Raw genomic sequence first — 24,302 nt, forward strand, 5'->3', positions numbered from 1 at the left:
CAATTTTAAACAGGAATTGAAAACAAAGGAATATTTAAACCCGAGGCCATGATCCTTGTCTTACTGCGGTGTACCATCGAACCCCAGAATCCATGTTTTTCGGGAACCATGATTAAAAGATCGGCCCCCATTTTTTTGATCTCGTTAGCTATACCGTCAATAATAGAGTCGGATTTAACGTTTTTATAATAATAATCAATACCCTCCAGGCCATCATCAATGCGATTTAATGCGGCTGCATCTGCACCCGCTGCCTGCAATTCTTCTACGGTTTGATTGATCAAAAGCACTTCTATTTCTGCCTGCGTAACCAAAGCAACCTCTTTAATCTGAGCAAGGATTTCTTCAGAAACGCCATTCAATACATCGCAAGCAAAAAGTACTTTTTTTGGAACACTGAATTTTGCTTTCGCAGGAACTGCCAACACAGGAACGTGCAGTTTTTTGATAATGGAAGTGGTTGTGTTTCCTAAAAGTTCTTGCTCCAGTGACTTTTCTTCCATTCCCATCACAATAAACTCCGGCTGATATTCGGCAACTACCTCCTTAATGGCATTATTTATAAAAGAGAACGTAGCTCTGGCTACAGTTTCAATGCCGTATTCGTCGGCCAGTAATAATGCTTTTGACTCGAGGAGCAGCCGATTGGCTTCTATCATTTCTTCCACGTGCGTGGCCGAAAGACGGGCGTTCTCCACGTGTACAGAAATCGTAAAATCATTCAGCAGAATTAATTTATGATGGTTTAAACGGGCAATGCCAGCGGCCCAGCTAACAGCGTTTTCTGCCAGATCGGTATAATTGGTTGCAGCTAATATGGTTTTCATAATAAGGATGAAATTTATAAAGGTTGAAATTAGCTGCAATTATTACATCAATTGTTATCAGAAGGTAAATATTGCGGAATGTAATACATCTTTAAGCGGATGCCTTATACAACGTTTCAGACATGTGCTTTATACCATCCTCATAACTGGTGGTTTTAAAATCAAAAGCTTTTTCAAACTTGCTTGAATCAAAAACATAGTCGTGATCATATTGGTAATACATTTCTACTGTGCCCTTTACAGTTTTGTTGAAGAGACCATATGCCCACAATAAAAATTTATTAACCGCGAAGAATTTTGGTTTCACTTTGTAAATGCTGGCGGCAAGCTCAATAAATTGCCGCCCGGTTATGGCTGGTGCGGTAGGCATGTGCCATATCTGGTTATCACTTTCGGGGTGTTGACCCAACAGGAACATAGCTTTACCGGCATCAGGGATATAGGTGAAACTGTGCAGGGTTTGGGCCTTGCCTATCCATTGTGCGCTCAGTTTTTTTGAAAAGCGCTCCAACACCATCATATCAAAAAAGGCATTCATGGAGTTGGTGCCATAAAAATCGGCTCCGCGGGCAATACTGGCCCTGATGTTACCCGCTTTAACTTCGGCCATTAAGGTGTTGGCAACACCGGCACGAATTTCACCTTTAACACTGCTGGGGTGATAAGGGGTGTCTTCGGTCATGGCGCCATTAACCAGGCCATAGCTGTAAACATTATCAAAAAATATCAAACGTGCATTTGTTGCTTTGGCTACATTCATCACATTTTGAATAATTACAGGCCATTGCTGCCTCCATATCTCTTTGTCGTAAACTAAACCTGCGCACAGGTAGATGACTGTTGAACCTAAAGAGGCTTGTAATATTTCGTCGTAATTTAACAGGTCGGCTTTTTGCCAGGTTACATTAGGCGCTTCTATTTGTACGGGTTTACGACTTACCAAACGTACAGTATCATTGTTGTTGATTAATTCCTGGGTGAGGGCGTTGGCTACCGGGCCGCCGGCTCCTAATATAGTGTGCATATGTTTTCTTGTTTTGTGTATAACAAAGGTAGTGGCCCTTTGTAAATCAAAACGTTAACTTAAGATAAGAATTTGAGAGGAATTCGGAATTGGGATGTTATTTTGATTTCGGAATTGGGAATTTCGATTTCGGATTTAGAAAGGGGCTTTCGGCTTTAGACTTTTGGCTTTCAGCTTAATCAAGCGCTTATCTTCATGATCCTTCTGCGGATTCGGGAAAGCGAAACGGGGGTTATACCTAAAAAGTTGGCGATATAATGCTGCGGGATGCGTTGTAAAACCTCGCCGCCGGTTTCCAGCAGTTTATGATAACGTTCTTCGGGTGTCTGAGTAACGAAGGATGCCACACGGTCTTCATAACAGATCAGGTAATGTTCGGCTACTAAACGGCCAAAACGTTCCATTTTCTTCCCGATCTGCTCATGATCATAAATTTGCTGTATGGCATTATAGCTCAGGGTTACTATCTGTGTATCCTCTAAAGTTTGTATATAGCTGAGGGCGGGTTGGCGGGTTAAAAAACTTTTGTAGGAACTGACGAATTCATTTTCAAAGCTGAAGTAGCCGGTAATTTCCTCGCCATCTTTAACATGAAAAAAACGAACCGACCCTTTTACAACCAGGCCAATATGGTTGCACACTTTACCGGGCTCGGCAAAGTTTTTCTTTTTCTTAAGCGTGCTTACCTCCAGGTAGGGCAATAAGGTTTGCCATTCCGTTTCATTTAAAGGAACGAACACACTGATATGCTCCCTGAATTGGTTAAGCGCGGTTAATGAATCCATACCCTGTCTAACAAAAACAATGCGGCAAATACCACGCTGGCAATGCCATTGGTGGTCATAAATGCAAAATTTACCCGGCTCAAATCGTTTGGCTTTACCAGCAGGTGCTGATAAATAAGCATAGCACAAAAGAATGCGATACCTATATAATACAGAAAACCTACATGCGTAAAAAATACCGGCATAATAATAAAAGTGGCCGAAAGCACGTGTAAAAAGGTAGATAACCTTAATGCGTTTACTTTACCCAGATAAGCCGGGATGGAATGCAGTTTGAGATTACGGTCGAAATCTTCATCCTGCAGGGCATAAATAATATCAAAGCCGCTTACCCAGCATAAAACCGAAAGCGAGAAAAATAAAGGTGTTAAAGCGAAAGCCCCTGTCACTACCAGGTAAGCGCCGATAGGGGCCAGGGATAAACCTAAACCCAATACTAAATGACAAAGCGCGGTAAAACGTTTGGTGGCGCTGTAACCCATCACCACAAACAAAGCCACGGGTGATAGATAAAAGCACAAGGGGTTAATGAACCAGGTAGCCGCGATGAATAAGGCGCAGTTAACTAACGTAAAAGTTAAGGCCGCGGAAGCACTGATACGCCCCGCAGGAATATCGCGCTGTTTGGTGCGTGGGTTTTGCGCGTCGATATCCCTGTCAAGGTAGCGGTTAAAGGCCATAGCCGAGTTACGGGCAAATATCATACAGAGTACCATTAAAACCAGTTTACGCCAATCAAACTGATGTTGTGTGGTTGTAACTGCCAAAAAAAAGCCGATAAAGGCAAACGGCATAGCAAAAATGGTATGTGCAAATGTTACTAATGATAAGTACTTTTTCATGCTTTATTTAATGCTCCTCCTCTTGAGAGGGGTAAGGAATGTGTTCTACAATATGTTTTTACTTAATGCTCCCTTCTCAAGAGGGGAGCCACTTCTTACTCTCGATCTTGTGGGAGTTGGTAATGCGGTATTACAAAATCCTTATTAATAGTATCTATAAAAGCCAAAATTTCTTCGCGGCCCAAATGGGTTTCTGATGAGGTTACAAAATAATGTGGCGCTTCTTCAAAAGTAGCTAACACGGCTTTTTTAAATTTGGCGATGTTCTGATCAGTTTTGATGCTTGATTGTTTATCAGCCTTGGTAAATACCAATACGAATGATAATCCTTTCTCGCCAAGCCAGTTGCAAAATTCCAGGTCGATCTTTTGCGGCTCCAGGCGACTGTCGATCAGCACCATTACGCATTGCAGGCTTTCGCGTTTATCCAAATAGGTATGAATAAACTTGCTCCAGTTAGCTTTATTGGTTTTGGAAGCCCTTGCATAGCCGTAACCCGGCAGATCCACGATATACCAGCTCTCGTTGATATAAAAATGGTTAATAAGCTGGGTTTTACCGGGTGTTTGCGATGTTTTAGCCAGTCCCTTTTTTGCGGTAAGCATATTGATCAGTGACGACTTACCCACGTTTGAGCGCCCGATAAAAGCATACTCGGGCTTTACCGGTGGCGGTAGTTTGGAGATCTGGGTATTGCTGCAAATAAATTCGGCCGATTTAACAATCATGCTGCAAAGGTAGGACTTTTTGTTTTGTTTAAATGTTGTTGTAATGTTGGAAGGTTATAAAGTTGTAACATCTGTGAAGCTGTACTTATAACCTTTGGCAATAATACAAAAGTTTAACAGGTAAGTTAGATGTTTAAACATCTTTTACATCAATTCAACATTACCAACATTAAAACATTGTAACTTTACAACATATAGCAAAAAAATGAACGATTATAAAATCCCTGCCCAAACACGTATAGGCCATGTGCATTTAAAGGTAAGCGACCTGCAGCGTTCGCTTGATTTTTATTGCGGTTTGCTGGGTTTTGAAAAAATGGCTGTCTATGGCGATCAAGCTGCTTTTATCTCTGCCGGCGGGTATCATCACCATATCGGCCTGAATACCTGGCAAAGCAAAGGCGCGCCGCCTGCACCCGAATATGCACCCGGATTATATCATACCGCTATTTTGTACCCGGAACGGAAAGACCTGGCCATAGCACTACAACGGTTGATAGATGCCAAATATCAGATCACCGGCGCATCAGACCATGGCGTATCAGAAGCTATTTATTTAGATGATCCCGATAAAAATGGTGTTGAACTGTATTGGGACAGACCAAAAGAACAATGGCCCATGGACGAGAACGGTAATTTGGGCATGTATACCCGCAGGCTGGATATTGAAGGGTTACTGAACACGATTAAAGGATGATTAGAGATTTACAGGATTTTAGCCGTGTCAGAATTTATTGATATAAAAAAAGAGACTGGTCCAAATAGGAACAGTCTCTTCATAATTGGGATCGTGTAAATCCTGCTTAATTCTTTAATCGTGTTATAGTTCCCTTATCTTAATATCCTTAAAATAAGCTTTGTGGCCATGGTCTTGCAAAGCTATCAGGCCGGTTTTAGCATTGCCATAATCGGGATGGTCTTTCCATTTGCCTTCGGTTTTTTTCTTTTGCCAGTCGGCATCCCAGGCGGTGAATTCTAAAATTTTAGCCCCGTTGAGCCAATGTTCTACATGCCCTTTATTAAAAACAATTTTGCTGGTATTCCATTCCCCAACCGGCATGATCTTCTTTTTATCGTTGGGCAGGTGCATGGCGTAGTCGCAACCTGTTTTTTGCCAGTCTTCCAGTTTTTCGGGCCAGCCGTTATCGTCAATGATCTGGTACTCGGGGCCGGTTTCGTAGGTGGCAGGGTATTTGGGATCTTCTACCACATGGTATAATACACCGCTGTTACTTCCTTTATCAATTTTCCATTGCCAGGAGAGTTCAAAGTTAGCGTAGCTTTTATCGGTAACAATATCGCCGCCTGTATCACCCTGGGCAGCACCCAGGCAAACCAGCGAACCATCTACGATTGTCCAGTTTTTTACCGGGCCTTTTTTGTTAAAGCCATGCCAGCCTTTGAGGCTTTTGCCGTCGAACAAACTTACCCAGCCACCTTTAGGTACAACCTTTTTTACGGGTGCAGGGCCATTTACCGGGATACCCGAAGTTTGCACACAAACCAGGCCAGCCGCGGCCAGTATCAATCCGAATTTTTTTAGTCGTTGTTTCATGTTTAGTTGATTGAGTGAGTGGTTGATTGGGTGAGTGGTTGATGAAAAAACTCAATCAACTACTCACTCAATCAACCGCTCACTTACTTTTTAATCAATTGCATTTTTTCGGGATCCCAGAACATAGGGCTGTTGTTGTAATAACTATCGTTGCACAACAGGGCTGGAGCCGCCGCGCGGTAACCAAAAATGGCATCTTCAGTTACTTTGCCGTTATTACGGATCGCATTGAAAAAATTATTCATATGATCATACGGGCCACCCTTGTACCCTTTTTCGGCATCATAAACTATCTCTTCGGGTGGTACCATTTTTTTACGTTCGGCGTAACCGCTGCCTGCTTTTTTAAGCTTATCCAGGTAAAAGGGATCATCGGAGCCAAAGGTCTTGTTCCTTTTTAGGGTTACTTTATCCCAGGTAATATCCATGGAACCTTCGCTGCCTACCAGTTTCAGGTAGGTGGTGCCGCTGGTACCATCCACAAAGTTGCAGCGTAAGGATAGATTAAAGGCCGGGTGGGCTGCTGATTTACCATAATCAAAGGTACCTAACAGTACATCAGGAACTTCGCGGCCGTCGTTCCAGAAACGGAGCCCGCCTGCTGCATAGATCTTATTAGGGCCAACAGAATCGGTTATAAAATGAAGACTGGAGAACAGGTGTACAAACAGATCACCGGCCATACCTGTGCCATAGTCGGTATAATTGCGCCAGCGGAAAAAGCGCTTGGAATCATAATCGCGTTTCTTGGTATTGCTGATGTAAGTTTCCCAATCAACCGTTTGTGCAGAGGCATCATCCGGTATTGGGTATTGCCAAACTTCCAGCGGCTCACGGCGGGCCCAGAAACCTTCGGCGTAGTTTAGCTCGCCAATGGCCCCGCTTTTTAATAGTTCGTGTGCTTTCTCGTTACCTAATGATGATACGCCCTGGCTGCCCACCTGGAAAATTTTACCGGTTTCCTTTTGAGCTTTAATTACAGCAGGGCCTTCGCTTATGCCATGTACCATAGGTTTTTCGCAATACACGTGTTTGCCAGCGTGCATGGCATCAACAGATATTTGCTGGTGCCAATGATCGGGCGTACCAATAATTACCGCGTCAATATCCTTGCGGTTCAGTATCTCTTTATACACTTTTGTGGTGAAAATATCGGCGCCCCAGCGGGTTTTGGCATCTTTAAGCCGACCATCATACAGGTCGCAAACGGCCACCAACTTTACACCCGGAATTTGCAGCGCCACAATAGCATCTTGTGTACCCATACCGCCGGCGCCAATCAACGCGATGTTGATCTGGTCGTTTAAACTGTGCCCTAATGGCCTTTTTAGTATGGAAAAAGGTTTTAGCGGATGGTCAGCAGCAAACACGCTGGTACCCGCGGCAACGGCAGCTGTGGTAGTGGCTAACTTTTTAATAAAGCTGCGGCGCGACGATTCTTGTTTTTCTTTCATAGATCAGGAAATGAATTTTATAACAATAATTAATTTAAAGAGCACTAATGAACACCGGTTATCTTTTAAGGAGAATACACCTGTTCACTTATTTTGGTAATAATTGGTTTTTAAAATTAATGAATTGAGTTAACATTTACACAACTTTAATTGGTTCATTAGTTCATTAGTTCATTTGCCAATTGGTTAATTGGTCTTAGCATAAAGTCTTATCAGGCGTTGGAAGCCACTAATGAACTAATGAACAAATGAGCCAATGAACCAACAACAATCATTATCTTTGCCCTCATTATACAAATGAGCAAAACTATAACTCCCTACCACGATCAGCAGGCCACCAAAAAAGAACAGGTGGCCGATATGTTCAACAATATATCCAAAACTTATGATTTCCTTAATCATTTCATGTCATTGGGGATCGATATCATCTGGCGTAAAAAGGCTATCAACGAATTAAAAAAGGATAAACCCAAACTGATACTGGATGTAGCCACCGGTACCGGTGATTTCGCTTTTGAGGCTTTAAAAGCGCTTAATCCCGAAAAAATAATTGGTGTTGATATTTCGCGCGGAATGCTGGATATTGCCGAGCAGAAGATACAGAAACGTAACCTTGGCGACAAATTTGAAGTAAAACTGGGTGATTCGGAAAAGCTGCCTTTTGAGGCCGATGAATTTGACGCGGTTACGGTAGCTTATGGTGTGCGTAATTTTGAAAACCTGGAAAAAGGCCTGGCCGATATACAAAGGGTGTTAAGACCCGGAGGTAAAGCAGTGGTGCTGGAATTTTCAAAACCCCGCGTGTTCCCGGTAAAACAGTTGTATAATTTTTATTTCAACTATATTACGCCTGGAATTGGTAAGCTGTTCAGTAAGGATGCAAGGGCTTATTCCTACCTGCCGGAATCGGTAGCGGCTTTTCCGGATGGAAAAAGTTTTGTTGGTTTAATGGATAAAGTTGGTTTTAAAAATACTAAACACCGGCCATTGCTGTTTGGTATATGTTCTATATATACAGGCATTAAATAAAAATGAGTTTAAAACGGTACCTGATTGTATTTATACTGATGCTTGGCAGCAATTTATTGTTTGCGCAAGATAGGGTACCTGCATGGGGTGGTGGTGCCGATCTGCAGGATTTTAGCTTTGGTTTTAGTTTTACTTATGTAAGCAGCGATTTCAAGATCGTTAAAAAACCAAACTGGCGTACTCCGTTTATCAACCCTGATAATGGCCAATATTTAACCAGTCCTTTAAACAGTATCAGCTCCAAAAGTACGCCCGGTTTTGCGGTTGGCTTTGTTACCCGTTATAGCTTAACCGACCACCTGGAAGTGCGTTTTACACCATCACTGGTTTTTGCCGACCGGGATCTGACTTATACCTATCAGGACCCCACCCAAAACCCGGATGTTACCAAGAAGGTTCAAACAACCACGGTTGATGCGCCTTTGTCGTTTAAGCTAAAATCAGACAGGTTAGGTAATTTCAGAGCCTATATGCTGGGAGGGGTTAAATACTCCCACTCCATCGCAGCAAAAAAGAATGACGCTAACTTTGACCTGATGGATAAGCTGGTTAAAAATGTGAGTGGTTATGGTTCATACGAAGCCGGTTTAGGCTGCGATATCTATTTTGAGTTTTTTAAACTTTCGCCAGAGATCAAGATATCCAATTCCTTTGGTAATGTGCTGCTCCCCGAAAATCAGCCATTCTCGGCACCTATCAGCAAATTATCCCTGCATACCATTATGTTCAGCCTATTTTTTGAATAGTTAGCCCACACACGCTTTGTATAAAAATCATGTCATTGCGAGCGAAGCATGGACAACCGACCGTAGGGAGCTCATTAATACCTAAAAAACAATTAACAACATTAATAATCTCCTCGGATTCTTATCGAGAAGAATAGCTACGAGATTGCTTCGTCGTCCCTCCTCGCAATGACATAAAGGAAAGTTAGCGATTTCCCAACCCAACATCATTACCCCTGCCCGACAATAGTTTAAAGTAAAAAACATAATTTCGCCGCAATAGTTATTTACGTACCATGACTAAAATTGCTTTGATTACAGGAGCTACCGCCGGTATTGGCGAGGCTTGCGCACATGTATTTGCCCGCGAAGGCTATAATTTGATATTGACCGGTCGCCGGCTTGACCGCCTGGAAAAGGTTGCCCATCATTTAAATGATAAATATAATGTGGAGGTTGCGGTATCGTCATTTGATGTGCGCAACCGGGAACAGGTAGTGGAAAACCTGGAAGGCTTACCTGTCGAATGGAAAAAGGTGAATGTATTGATCAACAACGCCGGATTGAGCCAGGGACTTGATCCTATACAAAATGGTAGTTATGATGATTGGGACACCATGATTGATACCAATGTGAAAGGTTTGCTTTATGTAAGTCGTGTAGTATCCAACTGGATGATCGGTAACGGCTATGGCCATATCATTAACCTGGGTTCTATAGCTGGTAAAGAAGTGTATGCCAATGGTAATGTATATTGTGCAACCAAACACGCGGTTGATGCTTTAAATAAAGGGATGCGTATTGACCTGTTGCCGCATGGTATAAAGGTTACAGCGGTACATCCGGGAGCGGTGGAAACCGAGTTTTCAGAGGTCCGTTTCAAAGGAGATAAAGACAGGGCTAAAAAAGTATACGAAGGTTTCCAACCGCTTGCAGCAGATGATATTGCCGAAACTATATGGTTTGTAGCCTCGCGCCCGGCACATGTGAACATTAACGATATGGTGATTATGCCAACCGCGCAGGCCACGGCGGGCAATATATTCAGAAAATAAGAGGTAGGGAAAGTCCGGAAGTCGAAAAGTCGGGAAGAAATAATGTACCCGATGCTTCAAAATAAATTTTAAAGTGAAACAAAACTTCCGGACATTCGGTCTTTCCGACTTCCGGACTCAAAATAAACTAATTATAAAATGTCATTAATAAATCAAATAGACCAGGATATTAAGCTGGCTATGCTGGCCAAACAGGCCGATCGTTTAAGGGGGCTTCGCGCAATAAAATCGGCTTTGCTGTTAGCTAAAACCGAAAAAGGGGCGGCTGAAGAACTTACTGCCGAAGCAGAGATCAAAGTACTTCAAAGGCTGATCAAACAACGTAAAGAATCGGCGGATATCTACAAAACTCAAAACCGCGAAGATCTTTACGAGATTGAGATGGAAGAAATGAAGGTGATTGAACCTTATTTGCCGCAACAGATGACCCGTTTTGAAATTGAAGGCTATCTGCAGGAACTGATCAGCCGGTTGGGTGCAACATCAACCAGCGATATGGGCAAAGTAATGGGAGCTGCCAATAAAGAACTTGCCGGTAAAGCCGATGGCAAAACCATATCAGAAGTAGTAAGGCAGTTGTTAGGTTAGTTTTAGTTCTGAGTGTTGAGTTTTAAGTCGCTAACATGCTTTTAAGCTCAGAACTTCAGACGCAGAACTCAAGACTCAAAACTTGTGACTCAAGACTTAGAAATTTATTGCTATAATTGTTGTAACTCATCCGTAATAAACTAATTTTATGCCGGAATAATAGAATTTATACTGAATTTGATTTCGGTATAGAAAATTTAAAAAATTAATATCAGAACATTATATGGATTTCGTGCTTAAAGAGGAACACGGGTTTAGTTATATAGATGAGGGCGAAGGTGAGGTATTGTTGTTGTTACATGGTTTAATGGGGGCGCTGAGCAATTGGGAAGATGTTGTTAAAGAGTTCAAGTCAGAATATCGTGTTATTATACCTATACTGCCAATTTATGATATGCCTCTTATAACCACGGGTGTAAAGAGTCTTTCAAAATTTGTACATAAATTTATAAAGTTTAAACAGTTAAGCAACATAACGGTACTTGGTAATTCGCTGGGCGGGCACGTGGCTTTGATTTATGTTTTAGCTCACCCTGAAAATATTAAGGCCATGGTATTAACCGGTAGTTCTGGTTTATACGAAAACGCGTTTGGGGGCTCGTTCCCAAGGCGCGAGAGCATTGATTTTGTAAGGGAAAAAGTGCAATATACTTTTTATGACCCTGTTGTGGCAACCGATGAGCTGGTTAATGACGTATATAAGTTAATTAACGACAGGCACAGTGTGGTAAGGTTGCTGGCTATGGCAAAATCGGCTATCCGTCATAACATGAAAAAGGATCTGCATAAAATGGATCTTCCGGTATGTTTGATATGGGGTAAGGATGATAAAATAACGCCGCCCGAAGTGGCTTTAGAGTTTAATGAGTTTTTGCCTAATGCCGAATTACATTGGATAGATAAATGCGGACACGCGCCAATGATGGAGCGCCCGCAGGAGTTTAACAGGTTGTTAACTGGATTTTTGGAAAAACTAAAAGTTTAATATCATGATAGCAATTGAACTGATGGCAGACACGATTCCGCCGGTACACACTTCTGATACGATACAGAAAGTACTTGACCGCATGGTAGAGTTCCGCATCAGGCATTTGCCTATTGTGAATGAAGAGCAGTTTTTGGGCCTGGTAGCCGAGGACGACCTGGTAGGGGAAAGCGATTACCAAACTGCTGTTGGCGCACTGGCCTTATCGCAGGTAAACCCGTATGTGCTCGAAGATCAGCATATATACGATGTAATACGCATGTTTTATGAGCGCCAGCTTACTGTTATACCGGTGCTTGATGCTAAGCGTAACTATCTTGGGCTGATATCCATTAATGCTATTACCGAATATTTTGCAAAGATCACAGCGGTGGCTGAGCCAGGCGGTATCATTGTATTGGAGATTGGTAATAAAAATAATTCATTGGCTCACATGGCACAAATTGTAGAGTCGGACAATGCCCAGATACTCAGTTCATACGTGCAAACTTTCCCCGATTCCACCAAGATGGAAGTGACCCTAAAAGTAAACAAACAGGATATTTCGGCTATAATAGCCACCTTTTTGCGTTACGAGTACGATGTAAAAGCTACTTTTAACAATACCGATAACAACGATAACGCGAAAGACCGGTACGACTCACTCATGAATTACCTTAATTTGTAATTAGTTCATTGATCATCGTTCATAGTTGATAATAAAAAGAATAATTTTCAACCCGTAGCTACCATGAACGATGAACCATCAACCATGAACAAACCCAAACAATCATAAATGAAGATAGCAGTTTACGGCAGACCGTTTAATGATCCGTCTGTAATACCATATATTCAGCAGGTATTTGATAACCTGGCACAGCATAATGTCGACATATATGTCCATCACCAGTTGCATGAATATCTGCAGGATAAAATAAGCAGTGTAAAATATAATGTGCTCGAAAATACCAATTCCATAAAAGGGTTTATTGATCTTTTTTTAACCCTTGGCGGAGATGGTACCCTGCTGGATATGGTAACGGTTATCCGCGATTCTGGTATTCCGGTGATCGGCATCAATTTTGGCAGGCTCGGTTTTCTGGCCAGTATCAATAAAAATGATATCACCGCGGCTATACACGCGGTGGTAAACAAAGAATTTTCTCTGGATTGCCGCGAGTTGCTGACCATTGATTCAACTATGAAAATTTTTGGCGACGATAATTTCGCGCTCAACGATGTAACTATCCATAAGCGCGATGATGCCGCTATGATCATTACCCACGTGTTTTTGAATGACGAATTTTTAAACTCCTATTGGGGCGATGGTATTATTATATCAACATCAACCGGGTCAACCGCTTATTCATTAAGTTGCGGCGGACCTATTATCTTTCCGCAATCAAACAGTATTGTGTTAACACCGGTATCGCCCCATAACCTGAATGTAAGGCCTATCATTATACCCGATAGCAGTAAATTATGTTTTGAGGTGGAGAGCCGCAGTACAAATTACCTGGTATCATGCGATTCGCGCGTGGCTGCATTGGATCAAACTGTTAAATTCCACGTTCAAAAAGCTGATTTTCAGCTGAATTTGGTACGTTTAAATAATGAAAGTTACTTAACCACGTTAAGAAACAAATTATTATGGGGCTTAGACGCCCGTAATTACTAAATTTGCTTAATGCCCAAATTTTTAACACTTCTATTTTTTTTATTGATATCCTATCAATTACAGGCTCAAACCTGGGAAGTTGGCGGTACTCTCGGCGGTGCAGGGTATATCGGCGATCTTAACCCAAACAACCCGGTTAAAATAAGCGGTATCTCAGGCGGCTTATTTGTAGCACGCAATTTCGATGGTTATTTTTCGGCAAAACTGAATTTTACCTACGGTAAGATCAGTGCCGATGACAGCAAATCAAGCAGTCAGCAGTTCCGTGACCGTAATTTGAGTTTCAATGATCCTTTAAAAGAGCTTAGTCTTGTTGGCGAGTTTAATTTTATGAATTACATCCCCGATGCAGGTCCGCATAAATACACACCCTATATATACACGGGTGTTGGTATAACCTCTTATGCCCCACGTGCTAATTATAACGGACAATCATACGGGTTAAGACAATTAAGAACAGAAAATGAACCCACATACGGTAAAAACACTATTGTAATTCCGTATGGTGTGGGTATAAAATATAATTTTAATACTAAATGGACGGTTGCCGGCGATTTGGGTTACCGCTACACTTTTACCGATTATCTGGATGATGTAAGCGGTAAGTACGCCAATCCAGGACAATTGCCAAATGATTACTCCAGAGCCCTGGCCGATCGTTCGGGTGAAGTAGGCAAGCCTCAAAACGCGATAGGCGTCCAGCGTGGAGATTTTAAGCCCCGTGATACTTATTTCTTTTTAGGCTTTACCATCTCCTATACCTTTGTTACGCAGCGCTGCTACTATTAACTTGTATGGTTTATTACATATAAAACAAAATTTAATTTTGTTTTATATGTAATATTGGAATTAAATTTTACGTTTAATCTATAAATACTAATTATAGTTGGTATTTATGTTTAACCTTAAACTTTAAGATCATGGCCGAGTTAAATCCTTCAACACCAAAAGCAGGCGGGGCACACAAACGAAAAAAAATGAACCTTCGGGTTGACCTTACCGCTATGGTTGATCTGGCGTTTCTGCTGATCACCTTTTTTATCATGACCACCACCCTGGCAAAGCCCAAAGCGATGGATTTGGCCATGCCCGTGGGCTCAGGTGATCCAGTGCCGGCAAGCCGCAGCCTTACGGTATGCCTGGGAAAAAACAACCAGTTGATGTACTACCTGGGCGAATTGAAAAGTCCGCTCATTGCGCCAACTGTTACGGGCTTTAATAAAGAGGGTATCCGTAAAGTACTGCTCGAGACCGGTAAATCAGTATATGACAAAACAGGTAAAGGTATGATCGTACTGGTAAAACCATCCGATCATGCAGTATATAATAACCTGGTTAATGTTTTAGATGAGCTTACTATAACCAATGTGTCTACCTATGCTATTGTGGATATTGATCCGCACGACACCGACATGCTCAAACAAAAAGGAATTTATTAGCACCATCCGTTTTACGACCTAAAATAAGCAGATTTAAAGGCCGGGCATCATGATCATCCGATGATTTTTGATGCCCGGCTTTTAAATTTGAGGTTTAAATAAGTGTAATAAATCCCCACTTAACCTGTTATTTGTGTGCTTTTTGTATCATTTTAGTACATTATTGATAATAACATTTTCTTTTCCTGCTGCATACTAAAAAAATACAAAGTAAGTTTTACCTTTGTACCCTGAAAAAACCGGCAATTTGAATTTTTACAATTGTGTGGTCAGGTGCTATTTTTGAGTATTTGCGTTAAACAACTATTTAGTTAGTCACAGTATTGATAAAATTGAAACATCAGTATGTCTTTTGCAGACATTCACAGAGTAGCTTTTGATAATGAACAGTATGGGATATTTGGATCAGATTGATTTGTTAAGGCTACCAAAGCATGTTGCCATTATTATGGATGGTAATGGTCGTTGGGCAAAAGAAAAAGGCAAATTAAGAGTATTTGGCCATCATAATGGTGTAACATCTGTTAGGGATGTTGTTGAAGGCGCTGATAAATTAGGTATAAAATACATTACGCTCTATACATTTTCATCCGAAAACTGGAACCGGCCCAAGCTGGAGGTTATGGCCATTATGGAATTAATGGTAAGTACTATTCATAAAGAAATAGCCGGGTTCATGAAAAATAACATTAAACTAAATGCCATAGGTGATCTGGATATGTTACCCGAAAAATGCATTAGGGAACTTAACAGTGCAATGGAAAAAACGGCGGGAAATACAGGCGTAGTGCTTACGCTGGCACTAAGCTATAGTTCGCGCCGCGAAATTGTACGTGCAGCCAAAAATATAGCCGTAAAGGTGCAAAACGGCGAATTGGAGATTGCTGATATCAATGAAGATGTTTTTGAGGATAACCTCTTTACCGGTGACATGCCCGATCCTGAATTATTGATCAGGACAAGCGGCGAATACCGCATAAGTAATTATTTATTATGGCAAATTGCCTACGCTGAGCTGTATTTTACACCTAAGTTTTGGCCCGACTTTAGAAAGGAAGATTTGTATGAAGCTATACTTGATTATCAGAAACGGGAGCGCCGTTTTGGGAAGACAAGTGAGCAAGTTAACTAAATTTTTTCTTTTAACACTTTTTAACAACTGTATAAATTAATTTTAGCCCACTAAAATATTCGAATGTATAAATTTCTTTTTGCTATTCTTTTCTCTGTTTTTGTTACCTCCGCGTTTGCCCAGGTTTCCAATCCTCAGAGAGCACCATTGACAAAATCGATACCGGCTGATAGTTTAAGTTATCTTAATCCCCGGGATTATATTATTGGAGGTATTTCTGTGAGTGGGGCAAAATATCTGGATAAGGATATTTTGATACAGCTTTCAAAATTAACCAAAGGCGATCGTATCAACCTGCCGGGCGAACGTAATGCCGAAGTTATAAAAACATTATACTCCCAGGGCTTATTTGATGATGTGCAGTTAAACATTACCAAAATTAACATGGATACCATTTACCTGGAGATAGCTGTTTCTGAGCGGCCGCGTTTATCGCGCCTGCATATTACAGGTATACGTAAAGGTGAAATTGAAGATGTACAGAAAAAGCTGAATGATCGTACCGGGAAAATCGTTAACGAAAATTTAATAAATACAACAACCGCCATCATTAAAAAACATTTTGGCGAAAAAGGTTTCCTGAACACAACTGTAAAACTTACCCAGCGTAAGGATCCGGGAGATGCCAATAGCGTAATATTGGATGTGGCTATTGATAAGAAAACCAAAGTGAAAATAAATCAGGTTGTTTTTGAAGGCAACAAGGCATTTTCATCAAAAAAGCTGAAGGGTTTTCTGAAAAAAACACGGGAGCGCAAATGGTATAATCTGTTTGGTTCTAAAAAATTCAAGCAGGATAAATACGAAGAAGACAAGCAAAGCCTGGTGGAATCAATGCAGGGCAAGGGTTACCGCGACGCGGAGATCGTGAGCGATTCTGTATGGAGCCATGATGCAACCACAGTTAACGTAAAAATTAAGGTTTACGAAGGTCCTAAATATTACTTTGGTAATGTAAAATGGTCTGGTAATGCCAAATACTCTACCGACTTATTAAACAGGATACTACACGTTAAAAAAGGTGATGTATTTAGCGAAGATGAGCTGAACAAAAGATTGGTAGGCCCAACCCCAAGCAACGATGATGTTTCATCATTATATCTTAATGATGGCTACTTAACCTACACTGCCGATCCGGTGCAGGTTAAAGTTTATAATGATACGGTTGATCTGGACATTCGGGTTTATGAAGGCCCGCAATACACCATTAACCGTGTAAGCTTAAAAGGTAACGATGTAACCAATGATAAAGTGGTTATGCGCGAAATTCAAACCAAGCCAGGTCAAAAATTCAACAAGGAATTATTGATCCGCAGCTCACGCGAAATCGGTCAGCTGGGTAACTTTGATGAGCAAAAAACAGAACCGAAACCGGTTAACATCAATCCGCAGGATGGTACGGTTGATTTGGTTTACAATGTAGTTGAAAAACCATCAGATCAGATCGAGTTATCGGGCGGTTTCGGTGGCGGCCAGCTGGTAGGTACGCTGGGTTTAACTTTCAATAACTTCTCGTTAAGAAACATCTTCAACCTCAAAGCATACAAGCCACTGCCAAAAGGCGATGGTCAAAAGCTGAGCTTACGTGGGCAGTCAAGCGGTCGTACCTATCAAAACTTCTCGTTCACCTTCTCTGAGCCTTGGTTAGGTGGTAAAAAGCCTATTTATTTTGCCTTATCAGCTTATACACAAGGTAGCTCAACCGGGCAATATTATGCTAAAACAGATCCAAGGTATAACAACCTGCGTATTAACGGTATTGGTGTAACATTGGGTAAACGTTTAAAATGGCCCGATAACTACTTCCAGTTAAACTACTCGTTAAATGTTGACCATTACAACCTGGATAACTATACCGGCTATTTATTTACCAATGGTACCTCATACAATATTAAATTAACCCAGGAATTAAGCCGCAATTCTATTGATGTGCCTATTTTTCCAACACAGGGTTCAAATATGAAGCTTACCATACAGGCAACACCGCCATACTCATTGTTTAATAATATCAACTACAAAATAGCAACTCCCGAAGAGCGCTATCATTTTGTGGAATATTATAAATTTAAGTATGATGCGCAATGGTTCTCCAAACTGGTTGGTAAATTCGTACTGATGTCGCAGGTAAGGTTTGGCTTCCTGGGCATGTATAATAAAGATGTAGGCCCTTCGCCGTTTGAGCGCTTTAAATTAGGTGGTGATGGTATGCAAAGCTACCAGTTTTTACAGGGTAGCGAGATCATCGGCTTAAGAGGTTATCAAAACTTCTCGATTGTACCGGAAGGTTCAACTGAAAATGACAACACTAACACAGGTAGTACCATCTACAATAAATACACAATGGAGTTGCGTCACCCGGTAATTGCCAGCCAGTCGGCCACAATATTCTTACTGGCTTTTGCCGAAGGTGGTAACGTTTGGAATAACTTTAGTCAGTTCAATCCGTTTAACGTAAGGCGTTCAGTGGGTGTTGGAGCAAGGATATTTTTACCTATATTTGGCTTGCTTGGATTAGATTATGGCTACGGATTTGATAAAATACCAGGGCAGCCTGACGCAAACAGGGGCCAATTCCATTTTACAATTTCTCAAAGTTTATCCGGCGGATTTAATTAATTTGCACAGCGATATATGAAGAAGATAATTTTAATAGCGTTTTTAACGTTAACAGCAATTACGGGAGCTTATGCGCAACGTTTTGCTTACGTTGATTCGGAGTATATATTAAAACATATGCCCGAATACGCCTCATCACAAAAACAGCTGGCAGCATTATCTGATCAATGGCAAAAAGAAGTTGACAGCCGTTTTCAGGAAATTGACCGTCTGTACAAAGCCTACCAGGCCGATCAGGTTTTAATGACGGCGGATATGAAAAAGCGCCGTGAGGCCGAAATTGTTGATAAAGAAAAAGCCGCTAAGGATTTTCAACGTCAAAAATTCGGACCCGATGGGGAACTTTCACAAAAGAGTAACGCTTTGATTAAACCAATCCAGGATCGGGTGTCTAAAGCTGTACAAGCAATTGCCGAAGGCGATAACCTGGATATGATATTTGATAAAAACAGCGAAGTAATTATGCTGTACGCTAACCCTCGCTACAACAGGAGCGATGATGTAATAACCAAATTGGGGCTTAAACCCGGAGTATTTGCTAAATAAATTTTTGATTAAATAAACAGACTATTATTAAACACAGGACAAGAAAAATGAAAAAACTATTTAAAGTTGCTTTAGTTGCAGTAGGTATGTTATTTGCGGGCAACTTTGCCAATGCGCAGACTAAGATCGGGCATATTAATTTTAATAAATTAATTGATATGATGCCTGAAACTAAAACTATACAAACCACAATGGAGGCTTATCAAAAAACTTTTATTGATCAGTTAACCACCATGAACAATGAATTGACTACAAAAGGCAATGATTTCCAAAAAAATCAAGCTACTATGACAGATGCGGTGCGTAGCGCAAAAGGAACTGAAATACAGGATATACAAAAACGTATGCAGGATTATCAAAATGATGCCCGTCAGAAAGTTGAGCAAAAACAACAGGAACTGACTAAACCATTAATTGATAAAGCCACTACTGCTATTACTGCTGTTGCCAAAGAAAAAGGATACGCTTACGTATTGGATTCTTCACAAGTAAGTTTATTAGTATCTCCGGATGCTGACGACCTGCTGGCCGCTGTAAAATTGAAATTAGGATTAAAATAAATATCAATTATTAGTCATTTAAAAAAAGCGTCGCGTATTTACGTGGCGCTTTTTTTATTTTTGTGTATGTCTGAATCAGAATTTTAGAATTTTAAAATAATTCTGATCATTTTAAAATGCTGCAAATTCGATTCAGATAAATAAATCACTAATTGGATGCGTCAACCTATAGGTATTTTCGATTCGGGCTTTGGCGGCCTTACTGTTTTTAAATCAATTATTGAACAGCTTCCGGAGTATGACTATATATACCTGGGCGATAATGCCCGGGCTCCGTATGGTAACCGCTCGTTTACCACTATTCACCAGTATACCTGGGAATGTGTACAATGGCTTTTTGAACAGGGCTGCCCACTCATCATCGTAGCATGTAATACCGCTTCGGCTAAGGCCCTGCGCACTATACAGCAGCAAGACCTTAAAACTGTTGATCCTTCCAAAAGAATACTGGGTGTGATACGCCCAACTGCCGAGGTTATAGGCAATTACAGCAGCACTAAAGAAATTGGCGTACTGGGCACTAAAGGCACTGTGCAATCTGGCTCTTATCTTTTGGAGATCCAACACTTTTTTCCGGATATTAAAGTTCATCAGCAGGTCTGCCCGCTTTGGGTTCCGCTGATCGAGAACGGGGAGTATGATCAGCCCGGAGCCGATTATTTTGTGAAATTGTACCTGGATCAGATCATGGCACAATCACCTCAAATTGATACCATTTTACTGGCCTGTACCCATTACCCCCTTATCCAACAAAAAATAGAGGCTAACCTGCCCGCTCATGTTAAAGTGGTGGCCCAGGGCGATATCGTTGCTAAAAGTCTGGTTGATTATCTACAGCGCCATCCTGAAATGGAAAGTAAGTTAACACGGAACAAAAACCAGGCGTTTTTTACCACTACAGATGATACCGCCGATTTTGATCATCATGCCTCCGTATTTTTCTCGGCCCCGGTAAAATCAACTTTTATATCAGCCAATGACCTGGTGAAATGCTAGTAGTTGACTTTGTCTGAACCGGAATTAAACGAATTTAAGGATTACTATTTTCTGGTTTTAAATCAAATCGTGAAAATCCTTTATCCCATAAATCCCGGTTCAATCAATCATTCCCCACTGGCGGAAGTATATCGGGTATGAATCGTTTAATAAACTAAATTATGACAATTAAGTATTTGATTCAACTAAATAATTATCCATCTATAATAGGTTTCGCAATTACTAAAACTTTGGAACCGATTTCAATGGAAGAAATCATCAGTCTAGAGAATAGCTATAATAATAGACATCCATTTCCTATAGCACTACGGGAATTACTTTTTCTGGCTGGTAAATACTGTTATGTTCTGGACTATGGCTTAACTGAATCGCAGCAGGAAATGCAGGAGTGGGCCAGGAGAGGGCTTACAAAATATAACCGAAACCTTAGTATAAGTCGCCCGTTTTTTGTAATTGATATTTATAACGCCAATGATCAGTTTGTTTTTGTTTACTTAGATGATGGAGAAAATCCTATGGTTTATGAGGCTTTACTTTTTGAGCTTAAACCGGATGAAGGCCCATGGATTCATAGCTTAGGTAAGAGGCTATCTGAGTATATTGACTCTGGAATAGCAAAGCTATTAAAAGGTATTAACCCATTTTAAACATTATTGTAAATAAAAGTACTTCAGAATCGCATTAGCCCAATATAAAGATCATATACCAAATTGTACCCCGAAGATACTATCTGTGCTGGCGCAAGTATGTAGCAAGAGGGGGTGCAGCGAATACTTGTGACAACAAATACTTACTGCTTTTAAGAAAAGGTTTAGTGTCACCCAACTTAGCCTATCAACTTAATATAACTTACCGGCCTAAAATATTATAACATTTAGTAAGTTTGCGGTTTAAGCAAAACAGGCCTCTTGAATACTTATCTCATATATTTTATTGTAGCTATTGGGTTGTTTAGTTTTTCGGCCTTTTTTGCGCTGTTTGGTGTTTACGCCGAGCGTAAAATTTCGGCATTTATACAAGACAGGCTGGGGCCAACGGAAACCGGTAAATTTGGCTCGCTCCAAACGCTGGCCGATATATTAAAAATGATCCAGAAGGAGCTCATCATTCCGGCTGCTGCCGATAAGTGGTTGTTTATGCTGGCGCCGGCAGTGATTTTTATTGCTGTTTATATGGGTTTTGCCGCCCTGCCCTGGGCTCCGGGTCTTATCCCCTCCAAAATAAATCTGGGTATATATTACATTTTTGCCATTATCTCTGTGGAAACATTGGGCATCCTGATGGCGGGTTGGGGATCAAACAACAAATATTCTATTTTGGGCGCTATGCGCTCTGCCGCGCAGATCATCTCGTATGAAATACCTGCAGGCTTTGCCATTATATCGGTGGTAATGATAGCGCAAACGCTCAACCTGCAGGATGTAGCCATGCAGCAAGGCATCCTGGCGGGCGAAAAAATAAAGTTCGCGGGCTTTTGGGATGTTTCGAAAATAGGTGGTTTGTTTAGCTGGAACATATTTCGTGCCCCGCACCTGATCATCGCTTTTGTGATCTATTTTATAGCCTCACTGGCCGAAAGTAACCGTGCCCCCTTTGATATTCCCGAAGCAGAATCGGAATTGGTGGCAGGTTTCCATACCGAATTTACTGGCATCAGGTTTGCCCTGGTGTTTTTGGCCGAATATTCGATGATGTTCCTGGTATCTATGATCGGGGTTATCCTATTCCTGGGGGCCTGGAATACACCATTACCTAACATAGGGCCAGCACATCTGGCCACGTGGACAACAGGCATGGCCTGGGGAATATTCTGGGTAAGCCTGAAAACGCTTGGCCTGGTAGCCGTACAAATGTGGATCAGGTGGACACTGCCCCGTTTCCGGGTAGACCAACTGATGAACCTCTGCTGGAAGGTGCTTACACCACTGGCATTTGCCTGTATGCTAATATCGGGCGTGTGGCGTTTGTGGCTAATGTGATTATGAGAGTAAGTATTTTTGGAGCAAGGAATAAAGACTTTTGGAACAAGGACAGAAAATAAAGAACAAATAAAAAGAAAGAATCAAGATAATCCCTGAATCCAATAAACGGCGAAGCCCTCTTGAACACCAATAAAAATAAATAATAGTTCAAAATCAAGGTTCAGACAAAATCAAGATTCAAAAAAATCAGCGAAATCAACGTAATCATACAAATCAACGGTCGATGTTTAAAAGATTAATTAACGGTTTTACTACGGCATGGAAAGGTTTAAGCCTTACCGTGAAGCATCTTTTTGCCTCCAATGCGGCCAGAAAGATCACGACCGTAAGTGACGATAATTACTTTAAACAATTGGAAGGCACCAACACTATTCAATATCCCAAGCAACAATTGCCCGTTCCCGAAGTAGGGCGTTATCAGTTGGATGTGGAGATGGATGATTGTATCGTTTGCGATCTGTGCGCCAAAGTATGCCCGGTGAACTGTATCGACATCGAATCGATCAAAGCCACGGAAGCCATCGGGCAAACATCTGATGGTACCACCAAACGCTTGTATGCCGCCAAGTTTGATATCGATATGGCCAAATGCATGTATTGCGGCCTGTGTACTATTGTGTGCCCTACCGAGTGCATCGTGATGACCAACCAGTATGATAAAACGGTATTTCAGCTGAGCGATCTCACCTATCAGTTCTCGGACATGCCGCCGGAAGTTGCTGCCGAAAAACGAGCCTTGTTTGATCAGCAGCAAGCCGAAAAGCAGGCAGCTAAACTGGCCGCCATGCAAAAAAAGGAGGGCGAAGCATGACCCTGGTACGTGTACTTTTTTATTTTCTGAGTTTTATAGCTATAGTTTCTGCACTGTACGCGGCTTCCAGCAAAAATCTGGTGCGCAGCATATTTGTATTTTTTGTTACCCTGTTTTCGCTGGCCGGTTTATATGTGCTGGCCCTGGCCGATTTTGTGGCCGTAACCCAGGTGGTGATCTATGTAGGAGGCATACTGGTGCTTATTTTGTTTGCCTTTATGCTTTCTGGAAAAGAAACCCTGAACGTATTGCAAAAACAGGAAGGGAAGTTTTTTAGTATGAAGAAATTGCCCGCGGTACTTTTGGCAGCTGCATTTTTTATTGTATTGATTAATGTGCTGTTTAAAGCTGATGCGAATAATCTGCCATGGGTTAGGGATGCGATCAGCCTTAAAAACGAGATTACTCCTAAAGATATCATGATCGATAATATCGGGGTGAATTTAATGACCCGGTACCTGTTGCCTTTTGAGGCCATATCCATCCTATTGTTGGTAGCTTTGGTAGGGGCGGCCCATTTATCACGTAAGGAGGGCAAAGCATGATCACACTAACGGATTTTTTGGTAGTAAGCGCAGCCCTGTTTTGCATAGGCTTGTACATGACCGTTTCTAAACGCAATGCCATACAAATATTGATAGGTATTGAACTGATCCTGAACGCTGCTATTTTAAATCTGGTTGCCTTTGGTAAATATGATAAAGTAAATAACAGCGGACAAATATTTGCCCTGTTTGCCATTGTGCTTGCAGCAGCTACAACAGCAGTTGCACTGGCTATTATCCTGAACGTATACCGCCGGTACAAAACCATCGATCCAAATGATATTAATAAATTGAGGGACTGAGTTTGATATCGAGTAGTTAGTATCAAGTATCAAGACAGAAAATGCATGGTTTTAAAGAATTAAAGATTTGGAAAGCAGTAGTTTAAGTATTTAAAAAGATATATGATTTAAAAAATATA

The 24,302-nt window shown here is 41.3% G+C and carries 27 protein-coding genes; 20 read left to right on the forward strand and 7 right to left on the reverse strand.

Annotation, left to right across the window (positions count from 1 at the left end):
• Positions 1 to 5: 5 nt before the first annotated feature.
• The 5 genes from ACNURT_RS07755 to yihA form a co-directional block, all read right to left on the reverse strand.
• Positions 6 to 827 (reverse strand): universal stress protein, encoded by an 822-nt coding sequence (locus ACNURT_RS07755; RefSeq protein ID WP_419701245.1) that lies wholly within the window; start codon positions 825 to 827, stop codon positions 6 to 8.
• Between the two features lie 91 nt (positions 828 to 918).
• Positions 919 to 1,851, reverse strand: coding sequence for an NAD-dependent epimerase/dehydratase family protein (locus ACNURT_RS07760; protein WP_419701246.1), 933 nt, complete (start codon positions 1,849 to 1,851; stop codon positions 919 to 921).
• A gap of 179 nt (positions 1,852 to 2,030) precedes the next feature.
• Positions 2,031 to 2,636: a Crp/Fnr family transcriptional regulator gene (locus tag ACNURT_RS07765; protein ID WP_419701247.1), complete on the reverse strand. Its 606-nt coding sequence runs from the start codon at positions 2,634 to 2,636 to the stop codon at positions 2,031 to 2,033.
• Entirely contained in the window at positions 2,624 to 3,478 is an 855-nt protein-coding gene (locus ACNURT_RS07770; RefSeq protein ID WP_419701248.1) for a UbiA-like polyprenyltransferase, read from the reverse strand. Before ACNURT_RS07770 ends, ACNURT_RS07765 begins: the two co-directional genes overlap by 13 nt.
• A gap of 95 nt (positions 3,479 to 3,573) precedes the next feature.
• Positions 3,574 to 4,206 carry a ribosome biogenesis GTP-binding protein YihA/YsxC gene (gene yihA, locus ACNURT_RS07775; RefSeq protein ID WP_419701249.1) on the reverse strand — a complete coding sequence of 211 codons (633 nt, stop codon included), beginning with the start codon at positions 4,204 to 4,206 and terminating at the stop codon, positions 3,574 to 3,576.
• Positions 4,207 to 4,411: 205 nt separating this feature from the next.
• Here yihA and ACNURT_RS07780 point away from each other — a divergent pair, with 205 nt between their 5' ends.
• Entirely contained in the window at positions 4,412 to 4,903 is a 492-nt protein-coding gene (locus ACNURT_RS07780; protein WP_419701250.1) for a VOC family protein, read from the forward strand.
• 123 nt (positions 4,904 to 5,026) lie between these two features.
• On the opposite strand, the gene ACNURT_RS07785 is transcribed toward ACNURT_RS07780, so the two are convergent.
• Together ACNURT_RS07785 and ACNURT_RS07790 are read right to left on the reverse strand one after the other, a co-directional pair.
• On the reverse strand, positions 5,027 to 5,761 hold the full coding sequence (locus tag ACNURT_RS07785) for a 3-keto-disaccharide hydrolase (protein WP_419701251.1): 735 nt from the start codon (positions 5,759 to 5,761) through the stop codon (positions 5,027 to 5,029).
• An 83-nt stretch (positions 5,762 to 5,844) separates the two neighbouring features.
• On the reverse strand, positions 5,845 to 7,215 hold the full coding sequence (locus tag ACNURT_RS07790) for a Gfo/Idh/MocA family protein (protein ID WP_370997574.1): 1,371 nt from the start codon (positions 7,213 to 7,215) through the stop codon (positions 5,845 to 5,847).
• Between the two features lie 297 nt (positions 7,216 to 7,512).
• Between ACNURT_RS07790 and ubiE the strand changes: the two genes are divergently transcribed.
• The 19 genes from ubiE to nuoK all read left to right on the forward strand — a co-directional run bounded on the left by ubiE (position 7,513) and on the right by nuoK (position 24,183).
• Complete coding sequence (gene ubiE, locus ACNURT_RS07795) at positions 7,513 to 8,244, forward strand: bifunctional demethylmenaquinone methyltransferase/2-methoxy-6-polyprenyl-1,4-benzoquinol methylase UbiE (protein WP_419701252.1); 732 nt, start codon at positions 7,513 to 7,515, stop codon at positions 8,242 to 8,244.
• A gap of 2 nt (positions 8,245 to 8,246) precedes the next feature.
• Entirely contained in the window at positions 8,247 to 8,990 is a 744-nt protein-coding gene (locus tag ACNURT_RS07800; RefSeq protein ID WP_419701253.1) for an outer membrane beta-barrel protein, read from the forward strand.
• Positions 8,991 to 9,265: 275 nt separating this feature from the next.
• Positions 9,266 to 10,024 (forward strand): SDR family oxidoreductase, encoded by a 759-nt coding sequence (locus ACNURT_RS07805; protein ID WP_419701254.1) that lies wholly within the window; start codon positions 9,266 to 9,268, stop codon positions 10,022 to 10,024.
• 138 nt (positions 10,025 to 10,162) lie between these two features.
• Positions 10,163 to 10,612: a GatB/YqeY domain-containing protein gene (locus tag ACNURT_RS07810; RefSeq protein ID WP_166089923.1), complete on the forward strand. Its 450-nt coding sequence runs from the start codon at positions 10,163 to 10,165 to the stop codon at positions 10,610 to 10,612.
• 223 nt (positions 10,613 to 10,835) lie between these two features.
• On the forward strand, positions 10,836 to 11,597 hold the full coding sequence (locus ACNURT_RS07815; protein WP_370997578.1) for an alpha/beta fold hydrolase: 762 nt from the start codon (positions 10,836 to 10,838) through the stop codon (positions 11,595 to 11,597).
• 4 nt (positions 11,598 to 11,601) lie between these two features.
• Positions 11,602 to 12,264, forward strand: coding sequence for a CBS domain-containing protein (locus ACNURT_RS07820; protein WP_370997579.1), 663 nt, complete (start codon positions 11,602 to 11,604; stop codon positions 12,262 to 12,264).
• A gap of 108 nt (positions 12,265 to 12,372) precedes the next feature.
• On the forward strand, positions 12,373 to 13,254 hold the full coding sequence (locus ACNURT_RS07825; protein WP_370997581.1) for an NAD kinase: 882 nt from the start codon (positions 12,373 to 12,375) through the stop codon (positions 13,252 to 13,254).
• A 9-nt stretch (positions 13,255 to 13,263) separates the two neighbouring features.
• Positions 13,264 to 14,043, forward strand: coding sequence for a DUF6089 family protein (locus tag ACNURT_RS07830; RefSeq protein ID WP_370997582.1), 780 nt, complete (start codon positions 13,264 to 13,266; stop codon positions 14,041 to 14,043).
• Positions 14,044 to 14,174: 131 nt separating this feature from the next.
• Positions 14,175 to 14,693 (forward strand): ExbD/TolR family protein, encoded by a 519-nt coding sequence (locus tag ACNURT_RS07835; protein WP_419701255.1) that lies wholly within the window; start codon positions 14,175 to 14,177, stop codon positions 14,691 to 14,693.
• A gap of 391 nt (positions 14,694 to 15,084) precedes the next feature.
• On the forward strand, positions 15,085 to 15,825 hold the full coding sequence (locus ACNURT_RS07840; RefSeq protein WP_370997724.1) for an isoprenyl transferase: 741 nt from the start codon (positions 15,085 to 15,087) through the stop codon (positions 15,823 to 15,825).
• 63 nt (positions 15,826 to 15,888) lie between these two features.
• Complete coding sequence (gene bamA / locus ACNURT_RS07845) at positions 15,889 to 18,441, forward strand: outer membrane protein assembly factor BamA (RefSeq protein WP_419701256.1); 2,553 nt, start codon at positions 15,889 to 15,891, stop codon at positions 18,439 to 18,441.
• Between the two features lie 15 nt (positions 18,442 to 18,456).
• Positions 18,457 to 18,987, forward strand: coding sequence for an OmpH family outer membrane protein (locus ACNURT_RS07850; protein ID WP_370997587.1), 531 nt, complete (start codon positions 18,457 to 18,459; stop codon positions 18,985 to 18,987).
• A 47-nt stretch (positions 18,988 to 19,034) separates the two neighbouring features.
• Entirely contained in the window at positions 19,035 to 19,547 is a 513-nt protein-coding gene (locus ACNURT_RS07855; RefSeq protein WP_419701257.1) for an OmpH family outer membrane protein, read from the forward strand.
• Positions 19,548 to 19,703: 156 nt separating this feature from the next.
• A complete protein-coding gene (gene murI, locus ACNURT_RS07860) occupies positions 19,704 to 20,543 on the forward strand; it encodes a glutamate racemase (RefSeq protein WP_419701258.1) in 840 nt (279 codons plus the stop codon).
• Positions 20,544 to 20,704: 161 nt separating this feature from the next.
• Positions 20,705 to 21,190, forward strand: a complete 486-nt coding sequence (locus ACNURT_RS07865; RefSeq protein WP_419701259.1) for a hypothetical protein — start codon at positions 20,705 to 20,707, stop codon at positions 21,188 to 21,190.
• A gap of 261 nt (positions 21,191 to 21,451) precedes the next feature.
• A complete protein-coding gene (locus tag ACNURT_RS07870; RefSeq protein ID WP_419701260.1) occupies positions 21,452 to 22,522 on the forward strand; it encodes a complex I subunit 1/NuoH family protein in 1,071 nt (356 codons plus the stop codon).
• Between the two features lie 226 nt (positions 22,523 to 22,748).
• Positions 22,749 to 23,336: a 4Fe-4S dicluster domain-containing protein gene (locus tag ACNURT_RS07875; RefSeq protein WP_370997593.1), complete on the forward strand. Its 588-nt coding sequence runs from the start codon at positions 22,749 to 22,751 to the stop codon at positions 23,334 to 23,336.
• Positions 23,333 to 23,881: an NADH-quinone oxidoreductase subunit J gene (locus ACNURT_RS07880; RefSeq protein ID WP_419701261.1), complete on the forward strand. Its 549-nt coding sequence runs from the start codon at positions 23,333 to 23,335 to the stop codon at positions 23,879 to 23,881. The genes ACNURT_RS07875 and ACNURT_RS07880 overlap by 4 nt, the downstream gene beginning before the upstream one ends.
• Complete coding sequence (nuoK, locus tag ACNURT_RS07885; protein WP_370997596.1) at positions 23,878 to 24,183, forward strand: NADH-quinone oxidoreductase subunit NuoK; 306 nt, start codon at positions 23,878 to 23,880, stop codon at positions 24,181 to 24,183. Before ACNURT_RS07880 ends, nuoK begins: the two co-directional genes overlap by 4 nt.
• Positions 24,184 to 24,302 lie beyond the last annotated feature (119 nt).

The organism is Mucilaginibacter sp. NFX135 (genome assembly GCF_048565145.1).
In the GTDB taxonomy this organism is placed as follows: domain Bacteria; phylum Bacteroidota; class Bacteroidia; order Sphingobacteriales; family Sphingobacteriaceae; genus Mucilaginibacter.